At 56.5% G+C, this 15,959-nt stretch carries 14 protein-coding genes; 8 read left to right on the top strand and 6 right to left on the bottom strand.

Going from position 1 to position 15,959, the window contains the following annotated elements; all coding sequences use genetic code 11:
* Positions 1-13 precede the first annotated feature (13 nt).
* The gene (locus tag WC859_06230; protein MFA5975751.1) at positions 14-1,231 is read left to right on the top strand and encodes a DEAD/DEAH box helicase; all 1,218 of its coding nucleotides are present in this window, start codon (positions 14-16) and stop codon (positions 1,229-1,231) included.
* A 12-nt stretch (positions 1,232-1,243) separates the two neighbouring features.
* On the opposite strand, the gene hisB is transcribed toward WC859_06230, so the two are convergent.
* The 4 genes from hisB to WC859_06210 all read right to left on the bottom strand — a co-directional run bounded on the left by hisB (position 1,244) and on the right by WC859_06210 (position 4,889).
* Entirely contained in the window at positions 1,244-1,831 is a 588-nt protein-coding gene (gene hisB, locus WC859_06225) for an imidazoleglycerol-phosphate dehydratase HisB (protein ID MFA5975750.1), read from the bottom strand.
* The gene (rfaD, locus tag WC859_06220; GenBank protein MFA5975749.1) at positions 1,828-2,808 is read right to left on the bottom strand and encodes an ADP-glyceromanno-heptose 6-epimerase; all 981 of its coding nucleotides are present in this window, start codon (positions 2,806-2,808) and stop codon (positions 1,828-1,830) included. Before rfaD ends, hisB begins: the two co-directional genes overlap by 4 nt.
* Before the next feature lie 177 nt (positions 2,809-2,985).
* Positions 2,986-4,221 carry an HD domain-containing phosphohydrolase gene (locus WC859_06215; protein ID MFA5975748.1) on the bottom strand — a complete coding sequence of 412 codons (1,236 nt, stop codon included), beginning with the start codon at positions 4,219-4,221 and terminating at the stop codon, positions 2,986-2,988.
* A gap of 59 nt (positions 4,222-4,280) precedes the next feature.
* The gene (locus tag WC859_06210; protein ID MFA5975747.1) at positions 4,281-4,889 is read right to left on the bottom strand and encodes a response regulator; all 609 of its coding nucleotides are present in this window, start codon (positions 4,887-4,889) and stop codon (positions 4,281-4,283) included.
* Between the two features lie 188 nt (positions 4,890-5,077).
* Here WC859_06210 and WC859_06205 point away from each other — a divergent pair, with 188 nt between their 5' ends.
* Positions 5,078-5,704, top strand: a complete 627-nt coding sequence (locus tag WC859_06205; GenBank protein ID MFA5975746.1) for a hypothetical protein — start codon at positions 5,078-5,080, stop codon at positions 5,702-5,704.
* A 128-nt stretch (positions 5,705-5,832) separates the two neighbouring features.
* Complete coding sequence (locus WC859_06200) at positions 5,833-7,314, top strand: ATP-binding protein (GenBank protein ID MFA5975745.1); 1,482 nt, start codon at positions 5,833-5,835, stop codon at positions 7,312-7,314.
* Positions 7,315-7,410: 96 nt separating this feature from the next.
* On the opposite strand, the gene WC859_06195 is transcribed toward WC859_06200, so the two are convergent.
* Together WC859_06195 and WC859_06190 are read right to left on the bottom strand one after the other, a co-directional pair.
* Positions 7,411-9,000: a Do family serine endopeptidase gene (locus WC859_06195; GenBank protein ID MFA5975744.1), complete on the bottom strand. Its 1,590-nt coding sequence runs from the start codon at positions 8,998-9,000 to the stop codon at positions 7,411-7,413.
* A gap of 11 nt (positions 9,001-9,011) precedes the next feature.
* Complete coding sequence (locus WC859_06190) at positions 9,012-10,862, bottom strand: glucodextranase DOMON-like domain-containing protein (protein MFA5975743.1); 1,851 nt, start codon at positions 10,860-10,862, stop codon at positions 9,012-9,014.
* Positions 10,863-11,088: 226 nt separating this feature from the next.
* On the opposite strand from WC859_06190, the gene tmk reads away from it, so the two are divergent.
* Genes tmk through WC859_06165 form a run of 5 tightly spaced genes read left to right on the top strand, consistent with a single transcriptional unit; the run spans position 11,089 to position 15,957 of the window.
* Positions 11,089-11,721, top strand: a complete 633-nt coding sequence (gene tmk / locus WC859_06185) for a dTMP kinase (GenBank protein ID MFA5975742.1) — start codon at positions 11,089-11,091, stop codon at positions 11,719-11,721.
* On the top strand, positions 11,706-12,623 hold the full coding sequence (locus tag WC859_06180) for an AAA family ATPase (protein ID MFA5975741.1): 918 nt from the start codon (positions 11,706-11,708) through the stop codon (positions 12,621-12,623). Before tmk ends, WC859_06180 begins: the two co-directional genes overlap by 16 nt.
* Positions 12,620-14,140: a methionine--tRNA ligase gene (gene metG, locus WC859_06175; protein MFA5975740.1), complete on the top strand. Its 1,521-nt coding sequence runs from the start codon at positions 12,620-12,622 to the stop codon at positions 14,138-14,140. The genes WC859_06180 and metG overlap by 4 nt, the downstream gene beginning before the upstream one ends.
* 15 nt (positions 14,141-14,155) lie before the next feature.
* Positions 14,156-15,079: a TatD family hydrolase gene (locus WC859_06170; protein ID MFA5975739.1), complete on the top strand. Its 924-nt coding sequence runs from the start codon at positions 14,156-14,158 to the stop codon at positions 15,077-15,079.
* Positions 15,076-15,957, top strand: coding sequence for a 3D domain-containing protein (locus WC859_06165; protein MFA5975738.1), 882 nt, complete (start codon positions 15,076-15,078; stop codon positions 15,955-15,957). Before WC859_06170 ends, WC859_06165 begins: the two co-directional genes overlap by 4 nt.
* Positions 15,958-15,959: the final 2 nt, after the last annotated feature.

Below are 15,959 nucleotides of genomic sequence, written 5' to 3'. Positions count from 1 at the left end.
ATAAGATAGTTTTATGTCTTTTAAAGATTTCTCACTCCGGCCTGAACTGCAAAAGGCTTTGGAAGCCCTGAGCTTTCACGTTCCGACGCCGATTCAAAAAGAAGCCATCCCCATTGTCCTCAGCGGCCGCGACCTGCTCGCCTCAGCGCAAACCGGGACCGGCAAAACATTGGCGTTTCTTTTGCCGCTCATGCACCGGATGCTGGAGCAGCCGGCCCACGGCGTGACGGGCCTTGTTCTGCTTCCCACCCGGGAACTCGCCGCGCAGGTCGCCAGCGTCGGCAAAGACATGGGACGGTTCAGTCACTTTAAATTGGCGCTTCTGGTAGGCGGAGAAAGTTATACGACCCAATTGCATGCGTTGCGTTCAGGAGCCAACCTCGTGATCGCCACCCCGGGCCGGCTTCTGGACCACCTGGAACGCCGCACCGTCTCTTTGAGCAATGTCCACACCCTGGTCCTGGATGAAGCCGATCGCATGCTCGACATGGGATTTGCGCCCGCCTTGCATGCGATCCTTCGCTATATTCCGGAACAACGACACACGCTTCTCTTTTCCGCGACACTTCCCAACGAAATTGAAAGGCTTAGTCACCTGGCGCTCAAAAATCCGATCGCCATCCGCATGGCGCCTCAGGGAACAACCGCTGAAACAGTCACCCAGCACCTTTTCCCGGTGATGCGTAATCAAAAAGCGGATCTTCTGCTTGGCATTTTGCGGAACACATCCGTCAACGCCGTCTTGATTTTCTGCCGCACTAAGCGCGGTGCCGACCGTTTGGCACGCTTTCTGCAGGCCAATGATCTGTCCGTTATAGCGCTCCATGCCGACCGCACACAGGCGCAGCGCGCCGCCGCTCTTCATGGCTTCAAAACCGGTAAATTCCAGATTATGGTTGCGACCGACATCGCCGCCCGGGGATTGGATGTGAGGCGGCTCAGCCATGTCATCAACTTTGACGTGCCCCAGCATACCGAAGATTACGTTCACCGCGTCGGCCGGACTGGCCGGCATTTTGAAGTGGGCGATGCGTATACGCTAGTCGCCCCTGACGAGGAACGGGATGTGGCGGCGATCGAGCGATTCATCGGCCGGAAGCTGCCGCGCGTCCAACTTCCCGACTTCCCTTACGAAAAGCTCCCCCCTCCGCCAAAGCCTAAAACCTTCATGGAACGCTTTGGGAGAGGCCGTCGCTTCATCCCGCGAGGCCGTTTCTCCAGACATCGCTAATTCATTCTTTATTTACAGTTTGCCTTTAGTGGAAGGAATGCCCTTGACGCGAGGATCGATGGACACAGCCTGAGCCAGGGCGCGCGCAAAGCCCTTGAAAAGGCTTTCGCCGATGTGGTGGGCGTGTTTCCCATATTTGAGCGCCATGTGAAGGTTCATGCGCGCACTTGCTGCAACCGATTCAAAGAAGTGCTCCAGCAAAAGGCCGTTAAACCGGCCGATCTGCGATTGCCCCCATTTCACTTTCCAGACGAAAAAAGGCCGGTTGGACAGGTCCAGCGCCACATAACTGAGCGTTTCATCCATCGGCAGTAAATAGTTCCCGTAGCGGCAGATCCCCTTCTTATTCCCCAGGGCTTTGGCAATGGCTTCCCCCAGCACAAGTCCCAGGTCCTCCACCAAGTGGTGATCGTCAATCTGCGTATCCCCCTTCGCACGGATCTTCAGGTCGAAACGGCCATGTTTGGCGAACAATTCGAACATGTGATTCAGAAAAGCAATCGGAGTCTGAATGCTGGCTTTCCCGGTTCCATCGAGATTCAGGGTCAGATCGATCTGCGTTTCACGCGTTTGACGGGTGATGCGGGCTTGGCGCTTCATATATAGGGGTTTTCCTTGCTGAGATAATTCTGCACATAATCACCGACGCCGTCCTCGAGCGTGTGAAAGGGTTTACGCCCGCCTTTGCGCCAACGCATGTCGGCCAGGGTGTGATATTGGTACTTCGGGCGCAAGTGCTCCGGCATCTCCACGTAGTCGATTCGAGGGGACTTCCCCAGGGCGGCAAAGATCGCTTTCGCCAGATCGTTCCAGGTGCGCGAGACGCCAGCCCCCAGGTTATAAAGCCCGCCGCCAAAAGGACGTGCCTGCATCAACTCAGAAACCACGGCGACCGCGTCTTTTACATAAAGGAAATCCCGCTGTTGCTCGCCATCCTGGTAATCGTTTCGGTGGGATCGGAACAACCGGATTTTCCCGTCCTTGAGGATTTGATCATATGCCTTGGCCACCACGGAACGCATGTCGCCCTTGTGGTATTCATTCGGCCCGAAAACATTAAAGAATTTGATGCCCACCAGCTTGCCCAGCACCCCCTGGCGCAACGCCCATAGGTCAAAAAGCTGTTTGGAATAGCCGTACAGATTTAGCGGTTGCAGCTTCTCGGTGGTAGCCACGTCGGTCGTGTATCCGCGGGAACCGTCGCCATAGGTCGCCGCACTGGACGCATAAACGAATTTCTTCTTTTTGGCCAACGCCCAGAGCGCCAGACGTTTGGTGTATTCGGTGTTATTGCGAATCAGGAATGTAGCATCGGTTTCGGTGGTCGAGGAGCAGGCGCCCAGGTGAACAATGCCTTCAGCCTCATTAAAACGTCCCGCCTCCAGGCCCTCCAGAAATGAATCGGCTTCCACGTAATCCAAAAAACGTTTCCCGCGAAGATTCTTCCATTTTTCGGACGCATCCAAACGGTCCACGACCAGAAGCCGGTCCAAGCCTTGCTCATTCAACTTCCAGAGCAAAACACTACCGATAAATCCTGAGCCGCCGGTGACAATCCACGAGATTTTTGGAGTCATAAGAGCGACTACTTTTTACCATATTTCCTTAACGAGTGGGCATTTCGGCAGGAGCTATAAAGACAAGGGGCTGAAGAGGACCCCCGTCCCTCAGCCCCTTGAGTCTTATGAGGTCTTGTCCTAAGACCAAACCGTCACGCCTTAAGCATAGGCTTCAATTGTTACGGGAATGTTAAATTATTTCGCCAGATTATCTGACCCAGGGCCCGACGGCATGTTCCATTCGAACTGGCTTTTGGCCGTGGAGGCCGGAGGCCCCTGAAGGGTTTGAAAGATCTTCTGGATTTTCGGAAGCGCCTTCTCAAACGCCATGAGACAATCCGGGTCAAAATGTTTTCCAGAATCCCGTTTCATTAAATCCACCGCTTGTTCCACGCCGATCGGAACCTTATAAGGGCGGGACGTGGTGATCGCATCAAATGCGTCAGCCACCGCCACGATCCGCCCCTCCAGAGGGATGTCCGCCCCGCGGAGACCGTCGGGATATCCGGACCCATCAAATTTTTCATGATGGGTTCTGGCAATCTTCTCGGCCATTTGCAGAATTTCACTCTCGGCATGGTCCAGGATGAGGGCTCCGACGGTGGTGTGCTTCTTGATGGTCGCGAACTCCTCCGGCGACAATTTCCCGGGTTTCAACAGGATCGTCTCCGGGATGGCGATCTTGCCGATATCGTGCAAAGGGCTGGCCGCCCGGATCAGATCAACCTGTCGGGAGGGCAGTCCCAGGTATTGGGCTATCAACTCGGAATACAGACCGATTCGCTGAATATGAAAACCGGTCGGATCATCCCGGTATTCCGCTGCCAGCGCCAGCCGGTAAAGGGTGTCATGAAAGGACCGTTGGATCTCCATTCCCCACCGCACATTCAGAATGGCAATCGCGGCCTGAGTCGCCAACGGCATCAATAAATCCATCAAATACGCATCAAACGCCATGAGGGAGCCATCGGAAGACCGGGCATTCACCAGATGAAGCACGCCGATCTTCTGCTGCTGGCTTCCGATCAGCGGAATCACCATCAAAGACTGCACGGAGTAATTCGTATAGTGGGTGTCCGAATAGAGATGGGCCGGGTAGTCTTCAGGGCAGGACCGGATATTCGGAATATTGATGATCTTGTTTTCAGTGAGAGCTTGTCCGCTCAAAGTCGCGGAGGTGATCTCCCCGCCTTCCGGAGCCTTCGGGGTGTTCCCCGGGGGTTTTTCAGACGCATCTTTATACTGAAATACGGACAGTTTCAAAGAATTCCCCTCTTTGAGATAAAGCGCCCCGGCTTCAGCGCTGCTGATGGCGCAGGCTTCGCGTACGATCATCCCCAGAAGGTACGGAAGGTGTTTTTCCGTTGAAAATAAAATCCCGATCTGCGCGATCCGGCTGAACGGCTCGTGGCGTGAACGAAGAGGTTCCATGGTCATTGTATTAACGGAAAAATCCGCAAGAATCAATGGAAAATATCCTGCGGGGTAGCTTAAAAGGATTTACGACAGCTGGAACAGATGAGATGCGCAAAAAACCAATGGCCATCGCTCCGAGTCTGATCGGGCAGGAGTTCCACGGCAATGGGGGCCTGGCAGGCGGGGCAAGGAGCTCCCGACGAAAGTCCCGCTTTTGAAAAAAGGGCAGCCCCTTCGGGAGTCGAGGGATCCACTCGAATAAACAGGGGTTGATCGGCAGGGGCCGGTTTCGCAACCGCCGCGACCCGTTCCAAAACATCTCGAACCCTCTGAACGATATATTTCGGAGGGTTGAGGGCCTTGGTTAAGCATTCCTTCGCCCCCAGTTGAAATGCTTTTTGCATCAGGTCGGTATCGGCTGCCGCTGAAAATACAACCACCGGGATATCGCGTGTTTCCTCGGAAGCCCGCAGCTTTTCCAATAGGGAAAGACCGCTCATTTTCGGCAACATGAGATCCAGCAAGATCAGGTCGGGTTTGGCGGCCTGCGCCATAGCGAGTCCGGAAAGACCGTCTTCCGCCAATTGAATGGAAAACCCCTCCCGCTTAAAGACATCCTTATAGATCTGGCGCAGATCCATCTGATCTTCGATAAAGAGAATTCGGGGGGGCTGGGAATTCATTACAGGTTGAGTTTAGGCCCACAGTGGGATGAGCCACAAGGAAACAAAATGAAACGGAAATTGGGCCCAAAATTGGGCCCAAAAGCCTATCGCGCAACCGGCTGCATAATTGATAGGATGGATTATGCTATTGGGTGTCAGAGGTGCCCCCCCGACACCCATCACACAAAAAGGAGATTCAATATACCATGACTAAAATACAAACAACCTTATTAACAGCACTGTCTCTTGTGCTCAGTCTCACCATCACTGGAGCGGCTGGCAGTAAAACAGCCTCAAAGTCTGCAACACCTTCCAAAGACACCTTTTACGTCTATCAGGATAGGAGTTCCAGATTAAATCATTACATCCCGTCCGGATGGATGGGAGATTACGGCGACATGAAAATCGATACCGGCAGCGCCACCGATCCCGCCGATGGAAAAACATGCTTCAAAATTACCTACAACGCCAAAGCCGCTCAAGGCGCCAATTGGTCTGGCATTTTCTGGCAGCACCCGGCCAACAACTGGGGAGAAAAGCCGGGCGGATATGATCTCTCCGGCTATAAACGCCTGACGTTCTGGGCGCGGGGTGAAAAGGGTGGGGAGAAAATCGCGGAATTCAAGGCGGGCGGTATTACCGGAGAGCACGGCGACTCCGACTCCGCCAGCATCGGACCGGAGGACCTGACGAAAGAATGGAAAAAGTACACCATCGATCTTGCGGACAAGAACATGTCCCACATTGTCGGTGGATTTTGCTGGTCCGCCAGCCGCGATGACAATCCGGATGGGTTTGTCATTTATCTGGACGAAATTCGTTACGAAAAATAAGCTGTCCGAACTCCCCTCTGGAGGAGACTTCGTGAGAATTCTTCTCCAGGGGCGGATGGTTTGCCCGTCATCCCATTTGTAACAACTCCTTGACACCCTCTCTATCCCGGCTAGACTTAGGTCGATTTATGAAAGCATCGACCCTCACCCGGCCCATCCGGCTGACTCTTTTCGCCAAACTGGCGATTTTAATTACCACGTCTTCAATCCTTCCGGTTTTTTTCGCCACGGTTTGGCTTTTCTGGACGCATCACCGGCTGCTGTGGCCTGGTGTTTTCGGCCTGTTTACCATTGCGGGAATGACTATTATTGCCGCCTTTGTATTCGCCCGGCACCTCACCCGGCCCATCCGGGCGCTCATGTGGGGCGCTGAACGCATCGCCCGGGGGGATTTTTCCACCATCGTCGAAACGAACACGTATGACGAGCTTCAGGATCTGGCCTGCGCGTTCAATCAGATGTGTGAAGACATGCGCCGCTACAGCGAGGTGAAAGTCGATGAGCTGGTGGCGGAAAAAACAAAGACAGAAGGCATTATCTTTTCCAGCAACGACGGCATTATCCTGACCGATCAGGAAGGCATCGCCCAGCTGATCAATCCGAAGGCTAAAACCATTCTGGGCTTAAACGAGCTGTCCCAGGACTTCTCCGGACGCCCCGTTTGGAGCTTTGTGAAAGACGACCGGCTGGCGATCGTGATCCGGGATTCCGTGGAAGGGGATCGTCCAAAAGGCTCCCGGGAAGTTAATCTGTCGGCGGAAGGGGTCCGTTGTTTTTATTCGATTTCCGTCTCGCTGGTGAATGCGCCAGAGGGCAGCGGCACCAGCTACTGGATTGTCCTCCTGATTCGGAATGTCACGGCCGAAAAGGAGCTGGACCAGCTGAAAGATGACTTCCTTCAATCGCTCACGCATGACCTGCGCAGTCCAATGACCGCCATCCGCGGGTATTTGCAGGTGCTGGGGGAAGAAATGGCGGGGCCCATCAACCCGGATCAAAAAAAGATTTTACGCATCATGGAAAATGCTTCCACCAAATTGCTCCATATCGTATCGAACCTTCTGGATACGGCCAAGATGTCCGCCGGCAAGCTGCGGCTGAACCTAGCGGAGACCCAGTTGCGGCAGCTGCTTCCCAATACCGTCGAGCTGTTCCATACCGAGGCCGCCAAGAAGAAGATCACGCTCACCCTCGACCTTCCGGAGGAAATGACCTCGATCAAGGTCGATCCCGGTCTGCTGGAGCGCGTGATCATCAATCTCGTGGGCAATGCGATCAAGTTCACTCCGGAGGGCGGCTTTGTCACGGTGAAGTTCATGGAATATGCCGACCGGATTCAAGGCCAGGTCATCGATACGGGCACCGGGATGCCGCCGGAGTTCATGGGACGGATTTTTAAGAAGTTCGAACAGGTCAGCGGCACACGCGGAGGGACCGGCCTGGGACTGGCCATCTGCAAATTCATCGTGGACGCTCACTACGGAGAACTTCAGGTTCGTTCCAAGTCCGGGGAAGGGACCACGTTTACGTTGACCATCCCCAAAGGTCTGGAACAAAATGAACGCGGCGAAATCTATCGCATCCGTCCGACCGCTGACAATGCCGCTTAAAACGTCATTCCCCGCGGTCTCTGGCGGGGAATCCAAACAACCGATCAAACGACATGCTGGATCCCCGACAGGGTCATTCGGGGATGACGGCTGTGGCTATTGCCCCTTCATATAACTCAAATAGATCGAACGGCCCTGCCGGAGGATGTCCAGCACGACCCCTTCCGAAAAATCCACCTTCGATACCGCGCTCGAGAAATGACTGACATCCGGTGTCGGCATTTGATTCACCGCCCGAATGACATCCCCGGCGACTAAGCCCAGTTCTTCCGCCAGGCTCCCGCTGTCAACATCCGTGACCAGAACCCCTTCCGCATCCCGAGGTTGACGGAAATTTTCCGCCAGATCAGGAGACAAAGCGATGACGTGAGCACCTTCCCAATCTTTCTGGTTCTTTTTACTCTCTTTTTTGCCGGAAGGCCTTGGGGTTCCACGTTCGCGGGTGTCGGCGGACTCCGGGCGCTCCCCCAGGACAAGGGTTAACGTCATTTTTTTGCGATCCCGGATAATCTCAAGCGGGATCGATCGTTTGGGCGACATGTCGGCCACCATCGTCTGCAACTTGGCGGAAGATTCCACCGGTTTCCCGTTGAAGAACCGAATAACGTCCCCGCGCTTCAGCCCGGCTTTGGCCGCCGGTGAATCTGGCAACACACCGTTGACCAGCGCTCCCGTTTTGTCGGGCAATCCGAACTGCCGTGTAATGGCTGGGGTCATTTCAGGGGCCAGCTCCACGCCCAGCCATCCGCGCACCACATGACCTTTTTTCACCAGATCCTGAAGAATGGCTTTGGCTTGATTAACGGGAACGGCAAAACCGATCCCGGCAAACACGCCGGTGGGCGCGTAAATGGCCGTGTTAATGCCCACGACTTCGCCCCGGATATTCAACAAAGGGCCTCCCGAGTTACCGCGATTAATGGCGGCATCGGTTTGAATCAGGTTGCGGTACTCGCGATCTTCAATCGCCAGGGATTGTCGCGCCGCCGAGATCACCCCGACCGTCACGGTTTGAGACAGCCCGAAGGGAGACCCGATCGCGATGGCCCAGTCCCCCACTTTGACTTGATCGGAATCGCCCAGGGAAGCGGCGGGAAGTTTGTGCCCCGCATGAACGCGGATCACCGCCAGATCCGTGCGGGCGTCTTTGCCGACCACGGTGGCTTTGTATTCGGTCTTATTCCCGTCCTGGTCGTACATTAAAACTTTGATCTGGTCCGCGTTGCGCACCACATGCTCGTTCGTCAGGACTAATCCCTGAGGATCAATGATCACGCCGGAACCGACTCCTTCCATCTTGTACTGGCGCTGGCGCATCGGCAGGCGCTGCCTATTAGGAGGCATCCCTCCATTTTCCCCGTTGCCAAAAAATTGATCAAAAAACTGCTCCATGGGATCCCCGAAGAAGAACTGAGGGGCCTCCGTCACCTGCTCGATGTGAATCGTCGAGATACTGACCACCGCGGGCTTGACGAGTTCCGCCACATTGGAGAAAGAAGTCTGCAGGTTCAGAACCTCCGGATGCACCTGAGCGACAGGCCCCGCAGCCGGCGCCTCATAAGCCGCCAGATGAAACCCATGGCCGGCATACAGCAACCGCCCTGAACGAAATCCCCCTACCAGCACGACCAGCAGAAGGGTCAATAATCCATAAGCTGTGGCGACCTTTCGGTTAAACTTTTTCATAAAGACTCTCCTTAACGACTCGTCGCGCGCAACCGGACGAACGGGATGCCGTTTCGCTTGCCGCTTTCAATATCATTCAACAACTCCGTTTGATTGACTTCCAGGGGGTCCAGCAAATCGTAAATGGGAGGCAGGCGACTGCCGTCCGATGTCTTATCCAATGGTTGAGGCACGCTCTCAGCCGGCGAGCGTGGGTCAGGCGCCATCACCAGAACCTGACAGCTCCATCGCGCTGGACTGCCCCGCATGGAGGCGCGCGGCAGGCTGATCGATACGTGAACACCGTTGCGCAACGCGGGATAAGTCCCGATCCACTCATAGCCTCCCGCGCTTCGGGTGCGGTACAGCGTGGCCTGAGAAGCCGCCAGACAAATGGCATACTCCCAGGCGTTGGAGGCGGTTGCCTCGGCTTTTCGGCCCGTCAAAAAAGCGATCGTTCCCACATTCGACTGGCCGTTTAAATCCACGTAAATATCGATGAGCGCCGCACTCGGGCTGCTGAACGTGACGGTCCAGTCCACGGTTTGGCTGGAAGCCCTGACATCCAGCGAGCGAAGATCCAGGGTCCCGCTGGAGATTTCCGGGAGGTCCGGCAGAGTCCCGTTGCCGTGGCTGTCTCCCGGAGCATCCGTCATCTCGACATGCTCCAGGCCATCTGACAGGATCTCCGACCGGACGGTCGTGGAGGAAGACGGCAACTCGACGAGGCGGTCGGCCGAGACGCTGAAAAGATCATCGGGAGGGGTCTGGCCGATCCCCCGGTAACAAGCCCCCAGGGTGGCCTTAAACTCACGCTCGCGTTCTTCGGAAATCGTGGAGGGGTTCGCGGGATCTCCGATCCCGGAAAAGAAGTTGGCATTTTCCGCGGTATAAAATTCCTCGAAGGCCGTGTCCAGGTGATTGATGGAAGCCTGGCCCGAATTCTTGTAGGCTTCCAGCGCCTCCCGTGTCCGCCGCAACCATCCCCAGGCCGCGTTTTTGACCGGACTCCCAATCCACGGGGACCAATCGGATGTCGCCCAGCTGCGGCGGGACCATTGATCTTCTTTCGGAAAGGGAAATGCCTGAAGCCCGGCATCCGACGGGAGAATCGCTTCGAGATGGTCTTTCTCTATTTCCTGCAACCAGGAAACGAGTGTGGCCGCTCCCGCTTTTCCATCCCTGCTCCGCTCATCCCATACGCGCACAAAGGACCCGGCTTTCGATCCGGACGGCGTCCCGTCCCAGACTGAAACCGATCCGCTCTGATAAGGACCGTCTACCCGTGGAGCTCCCAGGGAGGCCGCGATCCAGGTAAAACCAAGCCGGTCAAAAAGACGGAGGAGTTGAGGGCTGGCGGCCCCATAAGGCAGGACGAGTCCATGCGGCAATCCGTTCCATTGACGGAAAAAAGCGGCCTTGGCGCGGGCGACGATCTGGATCACGTCATCCGGATTCGCGTAAGGGGGTTCCGGCAAGACAGCCCCGGCCGGAAGTGCGTCTTTCGCCGATTGGCTGTCGATAATTAATGGAAGGAAAGGGGCATTCGACAATTGCAGCGCCAGCTCGAGACGTCCGGCCCGTTCCAGCCCGAGCACTCTATTTTTCAAAACCGGATCTTTGGCCAGACGGACGAAACGGGGCGAGACGGCAACCACCATCCGCAAGCGGGGATACCGGTCAAACCATTGAAACCAGGACGCCGCGTTGTCATCCGTTTGAGGGACAAAAATCAAAACGGTGCGCGCGGGGCGGCGGGCGGGAACAGCGGAAGCGGCCACAGAAACCTTGGTGACCTTTGAAGCCGGAGGGGTACACCCTCCCAGCAGCAAAACCAGCGCGCTCATGAAAAAGAAAGTGATGCACGGAAAGGATCGTTTCATGTTTCTCCGTCATCCCCCGCGGCTTCTGGCGGGGGATCTAAACATCAATGATGGATCCCCGACAGAGACATTCGGGGATGACGACCATTTTAAATCATTATATCAATCACATTGTTACATCATCGCTCATTCATCTCTCGCTCAAACGATTCAAGTATAATGGCTAAACCGATGCCCTTCGACGTAGCTCAGGGCTATGGGGAGTGGAGCATAGCGGAATCGAACCATGAGAAAAGGCACGCTGATCACATTCGAAGGACCGGAAGGCAGCGGAAAATCAACCCATATTCAGCTGCTGGCCGGCTATTTAAAAAAGCGGAGGTTCCGCGTCCGGGTGACACGGGAACCCGGCGGCACCGCCCTGGCCAACGTTTTGAGGAAGGTCCTTCTGGAAACCGGGGAGGGGCTTTCTTCCCTGGCGGAGCTCTTCCTTTATGAAGCCGATCGGGCCCAGCATGTGGAAGAGACACTTCTGCCCGCGCTCAAACGAGGCGACATCGTCCTGTGCGATCGTTATACCGATTCGACTCTGGCGTATCAGGGAGATGGGCGCGGCCTGGATAAACGGGTGATCCGGACGCTGAATACGATCGCCTCCCAAAAACTCGCGCCCCATTTGACCATTCTGCTGGACGTGCCGGCGGAACGGGGTCTCCGGCTGGCGGCGAAGAAGAAAAATGGGAATGACCGCCTGGAACGCGCGGGACTGGCATTTCACAAACGCGTCCGGGCCGCCTATCTGCGGCAAGCCCGGCAAGAACCCCGGCGGTTCCGGATGATCCGCCAGCAATCCGATTTGAACGAAACCCAACGGCTGATCCGGGAAGCCGTGGACCGCTTTTTATGGCTAAGCCGCTAGAATCGATTATCGGACAGCCTCTGGCGGTGGACCTCTGCCGCCAATGGCTTGCGAAAGAAACCACGCATCCCCTCCTTTTTTACGGACCGGAAGGGACTGGCAAGAGGACTCTAGCGCTGGAAGTCGCCAAAGTCCTGAACGGCTCTACCCATAAAATTGATGCCGGTCAGCACCCGGACGTGCGCGTGATTGATCTGCCATGGCAGGCCCTGGAACGCAAAGAGGACCTGGCCAAACAACAAACTCTTCGAATCGAAACGATCCTTACCGAACGCCGGCGCCTGCTTCAATCGGTTGTGGAAGGGAGCTGGAAAGTATCCATCATCGATGGAGCTCACCGGCTGACTCCGGATGCGGCGAATGTTCTTTTAAAAGTTCTGGAAGAACCGCCGGCACGGACCGCCATTTTTCTGATGACTCCGTTCCGGGACCGGCTGTTCCCCACGCTGGTTTCCCGCTGCCAGCCGGTGCGGTTCCGCCCACTGACCGACGATGAAATGCGGCAGATTTTGGGCCGGAAGGGGATTCCGGAAGAGTCTCACATGAAACTGATCGAGCTGGCGCTCGGCTCCCCCGGGCGCGCCCTCCACATGAACCGCGAAGAACATATTCAAGCGGTCCAGGAAGCGGAAGCCCTCTGGCAAACGATCCCGGGACAACGGCCCATGGAACTGATCCGGGCGCTGGAAGGGCGCGGCCGCACCGCGCGGCCCACCCGGACGGACATCGAGCAGCGCATCTCCGCCCTCCTCGTCCCGGCCGTCCGGGAACTGCGGGGAGGCCAACCGGACGCCGGCCGTTCCGTACAGCTCCTGCAGTCTGCGCTGACGCAGCTGCGTCAAAACGTCCAGCCCGGATTGGTTTTCGAAAATCTGTTGTTACAATTATCCCGTCGACCATGAACCGCTTCTTTATAACCACCCCCATTTATTACGTGAATGACGTTCCCCATATCGGGCACGCCTACACCACGATTGCGGCCGATGTGCTGGCGCGCTGGCACCGGCTGCATGATGACGAAGTTTTCTTCCTCACCGGGACCGATGAACACGGCACGAAAATCGCCCAGGCCGCCGCGGCCCACAACAAAGAGCCCCAGCAGTATTGCGATGAGATCTCCGCTCAGTTTCAGGAGTGCTGGAAGGCTCTGGCTATTTCCAATGACGCGTTCATCCGCACCACCTCCGCCGAGCATCAGCGGCGCGTGCAGGCGTTCATGAAAACCCTCTGGGAAAAGGGCGTCATCTACCAGGGCCGCTATCAGGGGAAATACTGCGTGCAGTGCGAGCGGTTTTACACGGACGACGAGCTGGTCGACGGGCTGTGCCCGGACCACCGGATCCCCCCGGAAGTCCAGTCCGAGACCAACTATTTCTTTCGTTTATCGCAATATCGCGAGGATCTGCTGGCTGCAATCACTCAGGAAGACCATCCCCAGCATTTCAAGATTTTCCCCCGCGAGCGGCGCAACGAAGTGATCGGGAAACTGAAGCAGGAGATCAACGATGTGAGCATCTCCCGCGCCACGCTCAACTGGGGCATTCCGCTTCCCTGGGACCGCTCCCAGACCACGTATGTCTGGGTGGATGCGCTCCTCAATTACCTGACCGCCACCGGCTATCCCGATGACGCCCGGCGCGTCGAGCAGTGGTGGCCGGCGGATCTTCATCTGATGGCCAAGGACATTCTGTGGTTTCACGCCGTGGTCTGGCCGGCGCTGCTGATGGCCGCGGGGCTGAAACTGCCGAAAGTTGTTTTTGCCCACGGGTTTTTTACCGTGGATGGCCAGAAAATGTCCAAAAGCCTTGGCAACGTAATCCGGCCGGCGGACCTCATTCAATCCTATGGGGTCGACGGCACGCGCTACCTGCTGCTGTCCGCTTTTCCCTTCGGGCAGGACGGGGATTTCTCAGCCGATAACTTGCGGATGGCTTACAACGCCGCCCTGGCCAATGATCTGGGGAATTTAGTCAGCCGGGCCTTGACGATGGTCGAGAAATATTGCGGCGGCAAAGTGCCGGGACGCTCCGGGCGCGCCCTGACCGAGGCGCTGCTCGCCGATCTCAAACCCATTGATATGCAGATGGAACATCTTCAATTCCATCAAGCGCTGGCCACCCTCCTCACCGCCGTAGACCGGGTCAACCGTTTTATCGAAGCGAAAGCCCCCTGGAAACTCGCCAAGACCTCGTTGCTGGAAACGGAAGCGGTCCTACGGGAAGTGGTTCTCAGCGTGAAGGTCCTGGTTTTTTACCTCTGGCCCTTCATGCCGCAAACCGCCCAGACGATCTGGGGCCAGCTCGGGCAGACGGATGATTTGATCGTCCGCAGCCGGGAGTTTTTCAACCGCCCGGAGGCGGTCGATATTTCAGCGGGTCAATCGATTCAACGCGGAACACCCTTATTCCCAAGAAAATAACGGGGCTGGTGGCTGATGTTTACTGACACGCACCTCCATCTGGCAGATTCCCAGTTTGGCCCGGACCGCGAAGCGGTGATGGAACGGGCCCTGGCGGTCCGCGTCACCACCCTGATTGAAATCGCCGAATCGCCGGACATCTGGGATGCGGCCATCGCCCTGGCGGATCAATACCCGTCGGTCTATGTCAGTTTAGGAATTCATCCCCACTACGCTCACCAATACGGCGCAAAGGAATGGTCTGAGCTGGAAAAACGGTTCCGCAATCTTCTCCAACACCCGAAAGCCGTGGCGATCGGAGAGTTCGGGCTGGATTACTTCCGGATGCGCAACACCCGGGACGAACAGGCTTTTCTTTTCCGGAAGCAACTGGAGCTGGCCAAAGATCTCGACAAGCCTGTGGTGATCCACTGCAGGGAAGGCCAGCGTCCAAACGTCAACCCCCCTCTCCCGCCGAAGGTGGGAGAGGGAAAGGGTGAGGGCAGAGACGTGCCCTCATCCCAACCTTCTCCCGGCACAAGGCCGGGAGAAGGAGCTAATACGGATATCCAAGCGGCCATCCAGGAATTTTTCCCGGGGACCTCAACGGCTATTGAATGTCCCCGCCCCGCCGGCGTCATTCATTGCTTCTCCGGCACCTGGGCGGAGGCACAGACCTATATGGCACACGGTTTTCTCCTTGGAATTGACGCGCCGGTCACGTATCCATCCGCCAAAGCGCTTCAGCAGATCGTGCTGCGTATGCCGCTGGAGCGCCTCGTGCTTGAAACAGACGCCCCATACCTCCCGCCCCAGGCGCTGCGGGGCCAGCGCAACGAACCGGCCAACATCCCAGTAATCGCCGAAACCGTGGGAACCGTGAAACACAAAACAATGGATGAGGTGGCTCACCGGACCACACAGAACGCCCGGCAGCTCTTCCGGCTCCCTCCCGCATGAGTTCTGACTTCGAATCCGTTCCTCCTGTCGAACCTCCGATAGAACCTCCGATAACCACGGGACCCCGAAAACGGCACCGTTATTTCCTGCTGATCATCAGCGCGGCGCTTGTTTTATTCCCCTTTGCCAGCGGCCTTTACTGGTGGCGGACCCCCAGCGTGATATTGACGGCGGACGGATCCACCCGGAAAATTTATACCCACCAGAATACTCTGGCTGATCTGCTGAAAGAGCAAAAGATTACTTTAGGAAAGGCGGATCTGATATCCCCTCCTCTCAACACGCGGCTCACGCGCAACATGCCCGTCAAAATCACCCGGGTGAAGACGACCCTGGAAAAATATGTGAAGAACCTTCCGCCGACCATTCGCTGGCAAACCCGCACGCGCGCGAACCTCCGGCGCGCCCTGGCGCAAAAAGGCGAAGCGTTCGGACGGCTTGAGATCTGGCGTATGACCTATTACGATGGCAAGGAAGTCAGCCGGAAACTCGTCAAGAAAATAACGCAGCATCACCCTTTTTTCACGCTTACCCTTTTTAATGACTCGGGGTTCCCATTCAAGAAATACGACTTACTGAAAGTCAGAACCCTTAAAATGCTGGCGACGGGATACTACATCGGGGACCCGATGGTTCCGGGTGATGAAACGCGGATGGGATACAAACTGCAGAGGGGACTGGTGGCGGTGGACCCGGCGGTGATTCCCCTGGGCACGCGCCTCTACATCCCGGGATATGGTTACGCGTTTGCCGCGGACACCGGCAGCGCCATCAAAGGCATGCGAATCGATCTCGCCGTCAAAGACGCCAAGGAAGAAAAACGCTACAACCACCGCGAAGTAACGGTCTACCTCCTCGACAAAACCAAAAAGTGGTAGGG

It is taken from the genome of Elusimicrobiota bacterium, assembly GCA_041660185.1.
GTDB lineage: Bacteria > Elusimicrobiota > Elusimicrobia > 2-01-FULL-59-12 > 2-01-FULL-59-12 > JBAZWU01.
The sequence above is the reverse complement of the archived record's forward strand: the minus strand, read 5'-3'. Positions and strand labels throughout refer to the sequence as shown.